Source organism: Candidatus Manganitrophaceae bacterium, assembly GCA_016200325.1.
Lineage (GTDB): Bacteria > Nitrospirota > Nitrospiria > SBBL01 > Manganitrophaceae > Manganitrophus.
Genome location: JACQEZ010000018.1, coordinates 50,925 through 65,371 on the forward strand (window position 1 = coordinate 50,925; position 14,447 = coordinate 65,371).

Here is a 14,447-nt window from a genome sequence, read left to right on the forward strand (position 1 = left end):
CGGGAAGGACGGCAACGAAGAAAACGCTTGTTAAGGAGAACAACGATGATCGAATTCGAACGACGCGAGCGGCCGGTGAATCCGCTCGAAAAACCCCGAGAAGAGACAGGACCGAAGCGTCCCGACACCGACTCCAGCAAGGAGAATCTTTTAAAGCGGATGCGGAAGGTCGATCCGAAACAGGCCGAGCGCTACCGCCAGCGAACCGGAGAATAAAAGCGGGAGTTCCGATGCATAATGGAGATTTTTGGTCGCTGCTGAAGACGACCGGTTACCAGCTCGGGCCGGGGGCCCTCCCGGAGGGTCGGGAGCCGATGGGGACCCGCCTGCCCTTCACCCAAGGAACGACCATCTTCGCATTGAAATACAAAGGGGGGGTCCTCGTCGCCGGCGATCGGCGCGCAACCGCAGGGACGACGGTGATGTATGACCGGACCGACAAGGTCCTGGTGATCGATCGTTACTCGGTGATGGCGATCGCGGGGGTTCCTGCCACCGCCTTCGAGATCGCACGGGTGATGGAGCATACCTTCAAATATTACCGGCGAAGCCAGCTTCAAGAGCTGAGCCTCGAAGGAAAGGTCCGCGCTCTCTCGAGGCTGCTGAAAGAGAACATCCCGATGGCGCTCCAAGGGATCGGCGCCGTCGCCCCGATCTACGCCGCGTATGACCTGCAGCGGAAAGAGGGGAAAATTTTCTTCTACGATATCCTCGGAGCGGAGTTCGAAGTCGTTGAATTTGCCACCTCCGGCTCCGGCTCGCCGGCGATTCGCGGCGTTCTTCACTACGAGAACCGATGGGGAAAGCGGGCCCTGGGTGATCTGCCGGAAGAAGAGGCGCTCACCCTCTCGATGCGGCTGCTCGAGACCGCTTCCGAATTTGATTCGGCAACCGGCGGAAGCAACCGGGACGCCCATCTTTATCCGATCATCAAGCTGGTCACTCAAGAAGGGGTCCGCGAGGTGGCGCAAGCGCAGCTCGAATCGCTCTTTGCAAAAAAGGTAATCGGCCGCCCCGTCGAAGGGGGACCGGGTCTGAACGTCGGGTAAATACCTTCACTTTTAGAAAAGGAAAAAACAATGGCGTTCGATGAGCCTTACCGTTGGGTGGAAGCGGTCCGGAACCGACGCGATTATCTCGAAGAGCAGCTCTCCGCCGGCAGCCCGATCGTCGCCCTTCCCTTCCAAAACGGCATTTTAATCGCGACGCTCGGTACCGGCACGTCGAAGCTCTATGAGGTGTACGACCAGATCGCGTTCGGTGGAATCGGACATCCGGCCGATCTTGAAAAGCTCCGGAACGTCATGTTGGACACCGCCCACGTGGAGGGATTCAACCGCTCCCCGGCCGATGTCACCGTCCGGCGGCTGATGAAATTCGTCTTGGCCCCGATGGTCAAACAGGCGTTCGAGGAGGTCTTGCACGCCCCCTACATTGCGAAGATCGTGATGGCGGAGATCAGTCTCCCCTCGGGCAAGCCGCTCTTCTTTCGTTTGAACTACGATGGGGTCTTCGAAGAAGAGGAAAAAGGGACCGTCCTGACATCGACGCCGATCATGGCGGAGCGGATGGAGGCTTTCCTCAATACGGTCGGCGACACCTCCGCCACGTCGTTTTCGGAGGCCCTCCGGACCTCCCTCCGAACCTGGGCGATCTCGCAATTGGAGACCGATCTGGAGGCGGAAAAACAGGCCGGCGCCGTCCCGACCCCGGAGGCACTCGACCCCCTCCTCAAGCGAAGCCTCGAATCACACACGATTGAGGTCGCCCTCCTCGATCGAACCGAGCCGGGAAGCTCCAAATACCGGACCCCTTCCCGCGACGAAATTGAGCAGGCGCTGAAGGGGTGGCTGAAATGACGTCGCGGATTATCGGGCTGGAAACCGAGTATGGCTGCCTGATCAAACAGGAGCAGCCGAATGCATCGCCGGAGCGGATCGCCTATCGGATCCGGGATGCGATCTTCAAAAAGGGAAAGCGCGGTCTGATCGATCTGCATCACCGGGCGCACGACGAGCCGCCCGGAAACGGCGGGTTTCTTCTCAACGGCGGCCGGATTTATATCGACATGGGTCACCTCGAATATGCCTCTCCGGAGTGCCTCTCCCTCACCGATCTCGTGGCCTATGATCGGGCGGGAGATCGCATTTTGCTCGACGCGGTCGAATCGCTCGGCCTCTCGGATCAGGTCTCCATCATTAAGAACAACATCGACCATGAGACCGGCGCCACCTTCGGGTCGCACGAGAATTATCTCGTTCCCCGAAGCTTTCCTTTTTCATACGACGGCCTCGGACAGTTGATCCCTTTTCTGGTGACCCGTCAGATTTTCACCGGCGCAGGCCGGGTCGGCGCTCACCTCATCCCCGACGGGTGGGTCCTCCTCGGAGAGCAGGCCCTCCCGCAAATCGATTTTCAGATCTCTCAACGGGCCGACTACATCGTCAACGATTTCTACCAATGGGTCCAGTTCAACCGCGCCATCATCAATACCCGCGACGAGCCGCTCGCCGATCCGAACCACTACCGAAGAATCCATCTGCTTCTCGGCGACTCCAACATGCTCGAATATGCCACCGCGCTGAAGTTTGGAACCACCTCCGTCATGCTGTCGTTGATCGAAGAAGGGACCGCACCGACCGATCTGGCGCTGCAAGACCCGGTGGCCGATCTCCGGCAGCTCTCCCGCGATCCGGAGCAGCATTGGATGGTGACCCTTCAGGGGGGGAAAAAGATGCCGGCAATCGAACTTCAAAGACGCCTTCAGGAAACGGCGGTGCGCGCGTTGATGGGCAAGGATGAAGAGACCGATTGGGTTCTCACGGCATGGGGAGAGACCTTGGCGGCGCTTGCCGACGATCCCCGCCGGCTGATCGGCAAGATCGACTGGATCTCCAAAAAATGGCTTCTGGAGACGTTTATGGAATCGGAGCAGGTCGGATGGAACGATCCCTGGATCGCCAGCCTCGATCTGGAATACCACGATTTGAATCCGGCGCGCGGACTCGCCTTTGCGCTGGAAGAGGAGGGCAAGGTCGTCCGGAAGACGACCGACGCGGCGATCGATCTTGCGACCGGCGCTCCGCCTCGCAACACCCGCGCGTCGGCACGAGGCGAGTTCATCCGTGCCCTGTTGGCTAAAAAAATGCCCTACGTCATCAATTGGTCGAATATTCACATCGACGGCAGGAGAGCGTTGTCGATGGATAACCCTTTTAAAACTTATCTTTCCGAGATTGAGACCTATCTTCGGGGCTAGCTCGATCGCTCGCCGCAGGGTCGGAGCGCTTCAATCTTCTCCAACAGCAGCTCAAACGAAAATGGTTTGGCAAGGTAATCATTGGCGCCGGCCCGACGTCCCTCGTCCTGAACATGCGGGGCGTCTCTTGCCGTCATGATTAAAATAGGGGTCGCCAATCCCTGAAGCCTTAACTTCCGGCAGAGATCAAGGCCGCTGATTCCGGGAAGATAAATATCGAGGAGGAGGACATCGTACGAATGGGTTTTCGCCAGATCGAGACCGATCTCGCCGGTGGGGGCGGTCTCGATCTCATGTTGCTCGGCCTCCAGCCCTCGCTTCAAAAAACCCAATATCCGCTCATCATCCTCAACGATCAAAACACGCATTCTGGTCTCCTCCGGCTCAATGCGACAGGCAAGACCTTCTATGAAGATCGACGCGCCGGTCTGTGGATCTCGCTGCAAATTTCTCGTTGAATGGCAGCGCGTCCGATCTCCGGCCCTGGCCGTTCTTTTGATTAGAAAAATGGGATCGAACGGAGAACACCGACGCGCATTCGGGAGGCGGCGGACGATGAACCGACCTCTCTCACGACATCTTCTTAGTAGATAAACCTCGCACCGATCTTAAAGTGAGCGTTAGGCATTTTTTCTACCCATCGGATCTCAATAAGGGTCGGGATACTGATCGGGAGGGATTCCAGCTTAAAGGCCAATCTTAAGAACTGATTTACTTCCAGCTTTGTTTTCGTGATGAGACAGATGCCGCCGTTGCTGACATTCTGCGCACGTGCGCCGATAGAGGCGCGGGGCGGCCGATTGGATTGAAACGTCCCCCCTCTCCAAAGCACCACCTCTTCTTTAAAGGCCATCCGCCTGTTTTCTCGCGCCGGATTGAAAGTGGTTTCATCTATCGTCGTGTCCATGATCGTTGAAGACATTTTTTTCTCCTTCACTTTCTCCTTACCCGCTCTCAATCGCATCGAGGTGACACTCAATGATTTATCCTACGGCAAACCGCTCCTGTCTCAACAATATCCTAATCGGGAAAGATGAAATCTGGATGAGGAACAAATTAGAAATTTATTAAAATAGAAAAGACGATAAAGATCTTTAAGAGGGGTCTCTCTGAATCGACTTGGACTGAACGGAGATCGGGAAAGCGGGAACGTTGAATGACGAATTCAATCCGAGATTTTATAGCCGATGTCCCGGATGGTCTGGATGAGCCGCTTCGGATAGCCTTCGTCGACTTTTTTCCTAAGATACCGGATATAAACATCGACGACATTCGTAAGGGTATCGTAATGATATCCCCAGACTTTCTCTAAAATCGAGGTGCGGCTGAGGACTTTGTTCGGATTGGACATTAAGTATTCGAGGAGGGCGAATTCCTTAGCGGTTAATGGAATCACCTTCCCTCCCCTTTGAACCTCGTGCAGGTCGCGGTTGAGCGTTAGGTCGGCGACTTTCAGCTCCGAATGCGCCTCTCGATAGGGGCCTCGGCGCAAAAGCGCCTTCATCCGGGCGAGGAGCTCTTCAAAAACAAACGGCTTGGTCAAATAATCATCGGCGCCGATTCGGAGTCCCTCTACCTTCTCTTCGATGGTATCCTTTGCCGTGAGCATTAAAATCGGAATCCCGATCCGCTCTGACCGCAGCGCGAGACAAACATCGATGCCGCTCTTCAAAGGAAGCAGCAGATCGAGGATAATTAATTGATAGGGAATCGCCCGGGCCATGTCGATTGCCTCCTGTCCGTCGCGGGCCACATCGACACGGTAGTGCTCCGCTTCGAGGCCTCTCTTAACGAAACTGACAATCCGCTCATCGTCTTCGACGAGGAGAATTTCCATCAGGCCTGGACCCTCTCAAAAATAGGAAGACGCACCGTCACCCGGGTTCCGATATTCACTTCGCTGGCAATCGCAATCTTACCATCATGGGCTTCCGCAATCCACTTCGCAATCGGCAGCCCCAGTCCGGTTCCTTTGGCCATCGATTTGGTTTTCTCAACCCGATAGAACCGCTCAAAGACGTGTGGAAGGGCTTCCGGAGCAATGCCGACCCCCCGGTCGGTCACGGTGATACTTCCCCACCCCTCCTGCTTTTCCCAGCTGATTTCAACCACCCCTCCCCCTTTGGAGTAGTTGATTGCATTGTCGATGATAATGACAAAAAGCTGCCGGAGCCGCTGCGGATCACCTTGAATGACCAATTCCTCTTCCGGAAACCCTCTAAGAAAAAGGGTGATCCCTTTTTTCAAAGCGAGGACCTCTCCCTCGTGTAAGGCCTCGCCGATGATTTCTTGAAGGGTCACCTCTCTCTTTTCAATTTGCAGATTTCCCGCTTCCGAGCGGGCGAGGAAGAGGAGGTCGCTGACCAATTTATTGAGTTGATCGACAAGAAGAATGATATACCCGAGCACCTGCTTATACTCCGGGACCGGTTTTTCTTTGCCCCGGAGCGTGATCTCCGCCTCCCCGCGAATGACCGCCAGAGGGGTTCGAAGCTCATGGCTGATATCGGCAAAAAATTGTCCTTTGAGGTATCCAAGCTCCTTCAGCTTCTTATTTGAAATTTCCAACGCCGTTCTCGACTCCTCCATTTTATAACGGGATTCAAACTCCTGATAACGGAGCCGGGAGACGAAATAAGCGCCGGTCAGCGCGATGAGCATGGTCGAAATCAGAAAGGCATTGTTGTTGATTAAGATTTCCGGATAAACGATATGGTCGTAAAGAAGGATTGGAATAATATAAAAACCATAGATGATAAGGCAGATCGCGGCGGTAATCCGGACCTCCCAGACAAAGAGCATGGCAATGGCGAGCATGACCAAATTGAGACCGGCATAGTAACGGGATTCATACCCGCCGAGATAACGAACCATCACCGCAATGGTTCCGCCGATGAGGAGGGTGGCAACCGCACCGACAAAATCAATATATCTTTTCCCAAAAGAAGTGAACGAAAACAGAAAAAGCAGAAAGGTGAGGAGGGAAGTGGACAATCGGATCAGGAGGAAAGCCTGAAAATGATTGGGAACCGCAAAATAATCGAGAAGACCAAAGACGGGAACAAGCGTAAATCCTAATATACAGCCGATTCGAATCCGAAAGGTATTAATCTCTTTTAAGTAGATATGAAAGGAAGGGAGAAGTTTTGGATCTCTAATTTTTTCCATAGAAATGTGAGGTGGCTTCCTGCCCTCTATAAATAGGTGAGGTCAGCCCTTTCCATTTTTTTACAATCAGGTAAAGTTGTGCCTCCTCCGCGTCGGCCTCCACCTCCACATGCAAGGGAGAGGTCAATCCCTCCGCCATCTCCATCATTTCCTGAGAGGTTCGATAGATCACATACCACTCCGCCCCGTATTCCATGAAATAGCGGGCGTCATTGGAAGCGTTGAGGTTTCCGATAATCAGCTCCCCCTCGTCGGAGAGCAGGCGATAAAGCTTCTGCAATAGCCGTTTTGCAATGTGCGTCGGGAGGTAATCAAACAATCCCATTGCATAAATCAGGTCTTGGCTCCCCAATGAATCGGTCATATCGGGATCGAGAATCAACTGATGAATCGACCGATTGAGAAAGGAGACGCGGGTGCGGCTCTGAGTCACCTCTTTCAGACGGCTGATCCTCTCATGGCAGTGATGCAGCGCCTCCGGTTCCGTGTCGACCAATGTCACACGGCAGGGATCGCTCATTGGATTCCGCTGGATCAGCTCCTGGATCTCCATCGCCGGCCCACAACCGATACTTGTAAAAGAGACCGCCTCCTTATGTCGTGAGACCTGGTCGATCGTCCGGCCGATCCGATCGAGCATGTAGGGAACCCGCTTGACGACCGAGCGAGCGGCCGTGACCTGGCAGCAATATCGATTGATCACGCGGGCGAAGAGAGACTCCCCTTGGTCATGAGACCGGTAGAGCATGTCCATCATTTCATAATCTCCGGCATATCCCAACGGCTTTGAATAGGCCCGCTTGACGAAAGGCGAAAGGAGGAGAAAAGGATGGAGATGCTGCTGGAAAAAATTCCGATGGATCAAATGCTCTTCGGGTGAAAAACGGACGACAATTTGGTTCATGATCGGAACGAACCGATCTAAATAGTGGGTAATGATCTTTTCAGCCGTCTGAAGCAGCTTTCTCTCCAGGAGCGTACGCTGCCCCGGATCTTCCTGGCCGATCTTCGCCTCTTCCATATCGAGCTGCTGCTTCATTTCGCCGAGGAAATCGCGCAGCTCTGAGACGCAGATCCGAAATGCCGGAGAAACTCGGAAGAGCCCTTTGTTTTTATCAAAGGGGCGATATCCTCCCGGCCGGTCGTTCTGGCCCTCCCGCGATCGGATCTCAACCTGATTTTCTTCTGCCATATTCCTTCCTAACCCTAATACTTAGGATTCGGCGACGACAATCCCATTCGAGCGGCGTTCGTATAGGGCGCCACACTCCGTCGGGAAAAAGGGCAGGCCGCCCGTCATTTGTGTTTGGCTCCAGATCATCCGGAAGAAGAATCGGTTCAACCGATCCCTGTCAGGCCCCCCTTACAGGTGCAGGGAGTACTGTAGCTCATTCTCGCTTCTCTTAGGGAATGCGCTGACCTCTCTTCTGATCTTCTTACCCTTTTCCCGATGGATCGCCGCAGCGCCTGATAACCAACTGTCGAAAATCGATCAGGCGCATGGTTTTACTTTCATTGAGGCGATGATGGCATAAATGTAGACCGAAGAAGAAAAGCCCTGGTCAGAATAACTGATTTTACCCAGAATGGCAATCAAGTATTGACTCCATGAGAGATCCCATAAAAGTTAAACGGGGATGGTCGCTCTCATTTTAGACGGTCGAAAACGGCACATCCTTATTCGGGACGAAGAGGAGATGAATCGGAAATCGAAATACGAATATGGGATTGGCAATGTGCGGCTCCAAACAGGTCGCAGCGGCACCCTATCTATTTGGCAGTAAAAATCTTAAGCCTCAGGGAAACCTTTGTCAAGAATTAAGTAATGAATTCCGAACCCCTTTTATGTGTAGGACTGAGTCCGACAGCGTCGGTGCCATCTAGGGACCGTCTGTTTTCCACGCCTATAAAAATTTAATCGATGGTTCCCTCCAGGTTATCCTAGGCTCAACCTCGACCCGGCACCTTTACGGGATGAAAACCTTGAAGACCCTCCTTCTAAACTTATTCGAAAAATTACATCAGTTCTGAATAAATCACCCATCCACCATCAGGATCTCTCCGGCGTCCTCATTTAATTTGTCCTTTTCAACTTTTGTGGCCGATACGAGGACCTTAAAACTCGATTGATTAGACCCGATAAATTGACCTTTTGCTTATCTTGGGGTATCATACAATCGCTTTTCAATAATCATTTTTTCATTGCCCTTTTCAGGCATTCCGAACCTAATTCGACAGAGTGAAATGGCGCGGCTGACATACAAAAAAGCAGGGGTCGACATCGAGGCGGGAGATCTCTTCATTCAGAAAATTACCCCGCTCGTTCGCTCGACGTTCCGTCCTGAAGTGCTGACCGATCTCGGAGGATTCTCCGGCCTCTTCTCCCTCCGTTCTAAAAAATATAAAGAGCCGGTTCTGGTGTCCGGCACCGACGGGGTCGGGACCAAACTGAAGATCGCCTTCATGACCGACCGACACGATACGGTCGGGATTGATCTGGTCGCAATGTGTGTGAATGATGTCATCGTGACCGGCGCCGAACCGCTCTTCTTCCTCGACTACTTTGCCACCGGAAAACTCTTTCCGGAAAAAGCGGTCGAGGTAATGAAGGGGATCGTGGAAGGATGTCGGCAAGCCGGTTGCGCGCTGATCGGCGGCGAGACGGCTGAGATGCCTTCCTTTTATCCCGCGGGTGAATACGACCTCGCCGGATTTGCGGTCGGGGTGGTCGATAAAAAGAAGATCATCGATGGGAAAAAGATCCGGCCGGGCGACCTTTTGGTCGGCCTCGCCTCCTCCGGACTCCACAGCAACGGGTTCTCGCTGGTTCGTAAGATACTTTTCGAAAAGGGAGGCCTCACGGTCAAAGACCGCCTTCCCGGCGAATCGAAAACAGTCGGCGAGATCTTATTGACCCCCACGGTCATCTATGTGAAGGCCTTCGCTAAGCTGATGGAGAAAGTTCAAATCAAGGGGGCGGCGCACATCACCGGCGGCGGAATTACGGAAAACCTTCCGCGCGTTCTCCCGAAAGGATGCGCGGCACAGGTCAGACGGGATCGATGGCCAGTCCCCTCTATCTTTCCGGCGCTTCAAAAGATCGGAGAGGTCGACACGGAAGAGATGTATACCGATTTTAACATGGGGATCGGAATGATTCTCGTCCTCTCCCCAAAGGACCTCCGTCCCGCCCTCTCGATATTGAAGCGGCAGGGCCACTCGAGCTACGTCATCGGAGAGATCATCAAAGGAAAGGGAGAGGTTCTCTATGTCTAGCGGCGCCCGCTTCCCTTCAGATCGATCCAAAGCAATACCGGTGCTGGGGGTGCTCGCCTCCGGCCGAGGGAGCAATCTACAATCGATTCTCGAAGCGATCGAGCAAGGAAAGCTCGCCGCCCGGGTCGGCGTGGTTCTCAGCAATAAGAAGGATGCGCCGGCCCTTGAGCGGGCCGCGCGGCATGATATTCCCTTCTGCTTCATCGATCCCGCCCATTATCCGGACCGAAAACAGTATGACGCCGCCCTCCTTCAACAGTTGAAGGGACACGGCGTTGAGCTAATCGTTCTGGCGGGCTATATGCGGCTGGTCACCCCGATCTTGATTGAGGCATACCGAGACAGGATCATGAACATCCATCCGAGCCTCCTTCCCGCCTTTCCGGGGCTGCATGCCCATCGGCAGGCACTGGAATATGGCGTGCGTGTCAGCGGCTGCACCATCCACTTCGTCGATGAAGAAGTTGATCACGGCCCGATTATCGCCCAGGCGGCCGTGCCGATCTTCGAGGGAGACACGGAAGAGCAGCTCTCCGAACGGATTCTGGCCGAAGAGCACCGCCTCCTTCCCCGCGTCATTCAGCTCTATGCCGATGGAAAGCTCAAACTCGAGGGTCGAAAGGTCCGCATCCTCGAAGAATCCTCCGTGAGATTAGCGCGATGATCTGCCCCAACTGTGGATGCGAGCAACGGGAAGCGGGAAGATGTATCCAATGCCAAATGACCCTTCCCGGCATCAGCCAATCGGTTGCGACCGGGACACCTCCCCCTCCTCCGCCGGTGGTAACAGCTGTGTTAAAAAAGGCAAAGGGAGAGAAAAAATCGGAGATCGAGGAAAGGGTGGAAGAAGATGAGCCCATATCGGAGCGGCCGCCGGCCATTCGAGTCGTCGAGCCGGAGCGAAGCGGACGGGTGGACGAAGGCACTCAGAAAATCCTTGTGACCACCACACAGAAAATTGAGGGAAAAAAGATCAAACGCTATTACGGCTTGGTGAATGCCAACATCGTGATTAAAATCGAAGACCCAGCCGAGGAGAGCCCGGATGAGCCGGATACGGAGGCCTACTCAATGAATGCCTCTTACCGAAGCCGAATGAAAACGGGCGTGCTCCTTGCCCTTCGTGAACTCCGGGGAGAAGCCGGACTCTTGGGGGCAAATGGTGTGATTGCAACCTCATTTAATTTTCATCGAATCGATCCCCGCTCTATTCTTCTTACAGCCGTTGGGACCGCCGTCCACATCGAAGGTCCGAGCTGACCTGAATCGACCGGAGTTGATCGGACCCGTTTAAGCACCGTTCCAAAATAGCAAGGGAGGCTTTGAAATGACCGCAGAAGAGTACTTAGAATTGGGCCATGCCTATGTTCAGGAAAAAAATTGGGAGCCGGCATTGAATGCCCTTCTTGAAAGTCAAAAATATTTCAAAGAACTGGAGGAAGACGCCACCCCGCCCCTGTTGCTCTCTTTGCTCGGCCTCTCTCAAGCGATGGCGCGGAATAACATTGAAGTCGGCGTCAGTTACTGCCAGCGTGCCATTGCAGAGGACAGTCTTCAAGAGGACTTTTATCATCACCTTGGCCTGGTGTACTTAAAAGCGGGCGATAAAAAGAAAGCGATTACTGTATTTAAAAAAGGCCTTAGGCTCAGTCCGAACCACTCGGGCATCTGGTCCCGAATCGCTCAACTCGGCTTACGAAAAAGACCGCTCCTTCCCTTCCTCCCCCGTCAGCACTTTTTGAATAGGTTTATCGGAATGTGGCTGGCCGGCCCAGGGGAAAAACCGAGGACGGCCGCGCGAAGAATCAATTGACAATTCGGACCAAATGTTTTATTTTCTTTTCTGTTTGATCGGTCACAAGGGGCTGTAGCTCAGCTGGGAGAGCGCCTGGTTCGCAATCAGGAGGTCCGGGGTTCGATCCCCCGCAGCTCCACCAAAATCAAATCCTTAAATAGCTTTTTCTCTTGTTTCTTGTCAGAATATCGGCCGTTTTATTCCACCCGCCAGTACGATCATCCACGACAATAGGTCATCACCTCTCGGACCAGAATCTCCACATCTATTTTCATTAGGCGCCAGGAGAGGGGGAACAACACGGTTGCCCCTTTTTTCTCAGACCTTCGGAAAGTGATGAATACCACAGTTTTAATGAATCTATTACCCAAACACTTTGAACTCCAATACTCAGGAAAACGGTTTCACCCACATATGCTCTGGACCAACTCGAGGAGCACACTACGCCAGATAAACCACACCCGGAAGATCTTTTAGATCGGCATCGCTTGTTATAACCTGGGCATCCTGTTCCCGGGAGGTCGCATACACGATCGCATTGGCCATGGCGATTCGATATTGAAGGCTTAAGTCCGCGGCCAGGAGCGCAGTCGACGCTGAGAGTGTAATCACCTCCGTGGCATTTAACTGCCCTGCCGCCAGCATCGCGGCCTCTTCTCCCCGATCCCGCTTGATCTTCTTGTACACCTCATAAAGTACGATCGTGGGGGTCAACAGTTTCCTAGAATCTTTCATGTAGGATTCATAGCGATCCGCAAGCCGGCCCCCGGTGAAAAACTCAATCCACCCGCTGGAGTCGATCAATGTTCTCAAACACGATCCTCCTTCTCCCGAACACCCTCCTTACCCATTCCTTTTAGAAAACCTTTCATCGACTTCAGAGAAACCTCCGGGACCAATGTGATCACGCCCCCCTTCACTAAAACCTGTAGCCGTTGCCGGGGGCTGAGATGGAGCTTCTCGCGGATCTCTTTCGGGATGACAATCTGGTACTTTGATGAAATCGTTGTCGTAGCCATCTCTTCCCTCCATCTTACGCTTGTTCCATCGATAATATTATTGTAAAACGACCTTTGAGTCAACCATCCTGGAAAGAAACCTCTTTTAGCGCGATGTGACGAAATTGCGACAGAATGATCTCGAGTGAATAAAATGAACTCTAATCCATAGAGTCCATACAAACGGAACAGGACCTTAATTGAACAGATAAAAGTGAGAAAACCGGCCGACCCGCCATAAAAAAATAATTCTTTTTTTTCGCAATCAGGAGGCCCAGGGTTCGACCCTCCACAGTTCCACCAGTAGATTCCCGTATATTCCTTCCGCTTCATTCCACGAAAAGCAACGCCTGCAATTGTCAGATCACGTACATTCTTGTACGGCAAACTGCACCGCCTTGGATGGAATTTTCTTCCCTACCCCTGCCCTCTCCTTTATTCCGCCGGTAAAAACGCTCCCTTTACAGATGCCGGAGTTTAATTCCGAGTCGGCATGTCTCTTGCTTTTATTCCAATTGTTTAAATAAGGAGAAGTACCATGGGACAGAAATCGACCATCCTCATCGTCGATGACGAGAGCGGACCACGCGAATCGCTGAAGATGATTCTAAAGCCCTTTTATAATATCGAAACCGCCGAAAATGCGCTCCAGGCGTTAGACATCATCGGGAAAAAACAGATCGATCTCATCACACTCGACCTAAAGATGCCCGGCATGAATGGAGAAGAGGCCCTTCTTCGGATTAAAGAAAAACAGCCGAGTATCGAGGTCTTGATTATCACCGGCAACGGAAGCGCTAAACATGCAATCGACCTGATTCGGAAAGGGGCGAGCGGATATGAATTCAAACCGTTCAATATCAGCAAGATCGTAATGAACATTTCAAAGACCCTCGACCGAAAGAAAAAGATGGAGAAACTGAAGAACATCTTTCATCAGACGGGGTCATGAACCGGGAGCCGCATTGAGCAAATCAGGCTCAAGAATGATGTCGATCTTCCATTCGGAATGAGATCCCTACCTGGCTTGAACCCTCTCGTACGAAACATCGCCCCATCCCATTTGGACTTTCATTTATTATGATGCGAGCACCTCACCCTTTCCGATAAGGCTTTTCCGATTGAGTTCGGGTGAAACTTCCTCAAGAATCGGTGCACCTACCTGAGTGTTATCTTTGAAAGGCATTGGAAGAAATACCATTTTGGTCATTTCAAATTGAAATTTATTGACTTTTATAAAAATAAGCTTACTGTAAAAACATCGCTTGGACGTTCTCCAGGCTTGTAGATTAAATGAGCACGACGGGGGTGAAATTCCGCCCTCTCCACACACCAATCCAGAAAGCGCACAGGGAGGTGCTATGGGGGGGATGATCATGCCGACGGCAGGATCACAGGATATTCAGCGCTCTGCCCTAGAAATTGCCCCTCAGCTTGCCCTTTCTGTTTGCTCTGATTTTCTTCTTTCAATATTAAAGCCCAATATTGTCAGTCATAACAGATTAATTATTTGCGCGATAGCGCTTCTTCTTTCAGGCTTTATTTATATTTAACATCTAAAGCTATAACCATTTATATACAATCTCGGAATATTAAATTACATATATTATTTTCTGACTCATGACTACCAATTAAATTAAGGGGCCATTGTGGAGCACTGACGTAACTCACCACCTTTTCCAAACTTCGAAAAAAACTTAATGCTCGCGGGTTTTAAGAGATGAATTTACAAACTTTTTTTATTACAAGTGGGATCTACTAAGAAAGGAGACAGTGATGTTGACAGAAACGAATACACGAATATACGAAATAATTGCAAAGCAACTTGAAATTGAAGTAGCCGCTGTAAGACCGACCGCCTCCTTGGTGGACGACCTGGGGGCGGACTCAATCGATCTCGTCGAGATCTTTATGGCGATTGAGGAAGCATTCGATATCGAGATTCATGGGG

General features: G+C 52.3%; 18 protein-coding genes and 1 tRNA gene. 12 read left to right on the forward strand and 7 right to left on the reverse strand.

What is annotated here, in order from left to right; translation table 11 throughout:
* The first annotated feature begins 45 nt into the window (after positions 1-45).
* From HY282_14925 to HY282_14940, 4 genes are read left to right on the forward strand one after another with little or no spacing between them, the layout of a single operon-like run.
* Complete coding sequence (locus HY282_14925; GenBank protein MBI3805042.1) at positions 46-216, forward strand: ubiquitin-like protein UBact; 171 nt, start codon at positions 46-48, stop codon at positions 214-216.
* 14 nt (positions 217-230) lie between these two features.
* Positions 231-1,049 carry a proteasome subunit alpha gene (locus tag HY282_14930; protein MBI3805043.1) on the forward strand — a complete coding sequence of 273 codons (819 nt, stop codon included), beginning with the start codon at positions 231-233 and terminating at the stop codon, positions 1,047-1,049.
* Between the two features lie 30 nt (positions 1,050-1,079).
* A complete protein-coding gene (locus HY282_14935) occupies positions 1,080-1,859 on the forward strand; it encodes a hypothetical protein (GenBank protein MBI3805044.1) in 780 nt (259 codons plus the stop codon).
* Positions 1,856-3,259, forward strand: a complete 1,404-nt coding sequence (locus tag HY282_14940; protein MBI3805045.1) for a proteasome accessory factor PafA2 family protein — start codon at positions 1,856-1,858, stop codon at positions 3,257-3,259. Before HY282_14935 ends, HY282_14940 begins: the two co-directional genes overlap by 4 nt.
* Here the strand turns inward: HY282_14940 and HY282_14945 are convergent.
* From HY282_14945 to HY282_14965, 5 genes are all read right to left on the reverse strand, one after another.
* The gene (locus HY282_14945) at positions 3,256-3,627 is read right to left on the reverse strand and encodes a response regulator (protein ID MBI3805046.1); all 372 of its coding nucleotides are present in this window, start codon (positions 3,625-3,627) and stop codon (positions 3,256-3,258) included. The two genes, HY282_14940 and HY282_14945, sit on opposite strands and share 4 nt — an antisense overlap.
* Positions 3,628-3,842: 215 nt before the next feature.
* The gene (locus tag HY282_14950) at positions 3,843-4,196 is read right to left on the reverse strand and encodes a PilZ domain-containing protein (GenBank protein ID MBI3805047.1); all 354 of its coding nucleotides are present in this window, start codon (positions 4,194-4,196) and stop codon (positions 3,843-3,845) included.
* Positions 4,197-4,424: 228 nt separating this feature from the next.
* Positions 4,425-5,096 (reverse strand): response regulator transcription factor, encoded by a 672-nt coding sequence (locus tag HY282_14955; GenBank protein ID MBI3805048.1) that lies wholly within the window; start codon positions 5,094-5,096, stop codon positions 4,425-4,427.
* The gene (locus HY282_14960; GenBank protein ID MBI3805049.1) at positions 5,096-6,427 is read right to left on the reverse strand and encodes a hypothetical protein; all 1,332 of its coding nucleotides are present in this window, start codon (positions 6,425-6,427) and stop codon (positions 5,096-5,098) included. The genes HY282_14955 and HY282_14960 overlap by 1 nt, the downstream gene beginning before the upstream one ends.
* Positions 6,414-7,619, reverse strand: a complete 1,206-nt coding sequence (locus HY282_14965; protein MBI3805050.1) for a class I SAM-dependent methyltransferase — start codon at positions 7,617-7,619, stop codon at positions 6,414-6,416. The genes HY282_14960 and HY282_14965 overlap by 14 nt, the downstream gene beginning before the upstream one ends.
* 1,052 nt (positions 7,620-8,671) lie before the next feature.
* Between HY282_14965 and HY282_14970 the strand changes: the two genes are divergently transcribed.
* The 5 genes from HY282_14970 (at position 8,672) to HY282_14990 (ending at position 11,640) form a co-directional block, all read left to right on the forward strand.
* Positions 8,672-9,703 (forward strand): phosphoribosylformylglycinamidine cyclo-ligase, encoded by a 1,032-nt coding sequence (locus HY282_14970; GenBank protein MBI3805051.1) that lies wholly within the window; start codon positions 8,672-8,674, stop codon positions 9,701-9,703.
* Positions 9,696-10,367 (forward strand): phosphoribosylglycinamide formyltransferase, encoded by a 672-nt coding sequence (locus HY282_14975; GenBank protein ID MBI3805052.1) that lies wholly within the window; start codon positions 9,696-9,698, stop codon positions 10,365-10,367. The genes HY282_14970 and HY282_14975 overlap by 8 nt, the downstream gene beginning before the upstream one ends.
* 56 nt (positions 10,368-10,423) lie before the next feature.
* Positions 10,424-10,963, forward strand: coding sequence for a heavy metal-binding domain-containing protein (locus tag HY282_14980; GenBank protein ID MBI3805053.1), 540 nt, complete (start codon positions 10,424-10,426; stop codon positions 10,961-10,963).
* Positions 10,964-11,030: 67 nt separating this feature from the next.
* The gene (locus HY282_14985; GenBank protein MBI3805054.1) at positions 11,031-11,516 is read left to right on the forward strand and encodes a tetratricopeptide repeat protein; all 486 of its coding nucleotides are present in this window, start codon (positions 11,031-11,033) and stop codon (positions 11,514-11,516) included.
* Positions 11,517-11,564: 48 nt separating this feature from the next.
* Positions 11,565-11,640 (forward strand) — tRNA-Ala (locus tag HY282_14990).
* 299 nt (positions 11,641-11,939) lie between these two features.
* On the opposite strand, the gene HY282_14995 is transcribed toward HY282_14990, so the two are convergent.
* A complete protein-coding gene (locus tag HY282_14995; GenBank protein MBI3805055.1) occupies positions 11,940-12,311 on the reverse strand; it encodes a type II toxin-antitoxin system VapC family toxin in 372 nt (123 codons plus the stop codon).
* Positions 12,308-12,517 carry an AbrB/MazE/SpoVT family DNA-binding domain-containing protein gene (locus HY282_15000; GenBank protein ID MBI3805056.1) on the reverse strand — a complete coding sequence of 70 codons (210 nt, stop codon included), beginning with the start codon at positions 12,515-12,517 and terminating at the stop codon, positions 12,308-12,310. Before HY282_15000 ends, HY282_14995 begins: the two co-directional genes overlap by 4 nt.
* Positions 12,518-13,034: 517 nt before the next feature.
* Here HY282_15000 and HY282_15005 point away from each other — a divergent pair.
* The 3 genes from HY282_15005 to HY282_15015 form a co-directional block, all read left to right on the forward strand.
* Entirely contained in the window at positions 13,035-13,448 is a 414-nt protein-coding gene (locus tag HY282_15005) for a response regulator (GenBank protein MBI3805057.1), read from the forward strand.
* A gap of 409 nt (positions 13,449-13,857) precedes the next feature.
* Positions 13,858-14,049: a hypothetical protein gene (locus HY282_15010; protein ID MBI3805058.1), complete on the forward strand. Its 192-nt coding sequence runs from the start codon at positions 13,858-13,860 to the stop codon at positions 14,047-14,049.
* Positions 14,050-14,272: 223 nt separating this feature from the next.
* Positions 14,273-14,447, forward strand: a 175-nt coding sequence (locus tag HY282_15015) for an acyl carrier protein (protein MBI3805059.1), incomplete at its 3' end; no start/stop codon positions are given.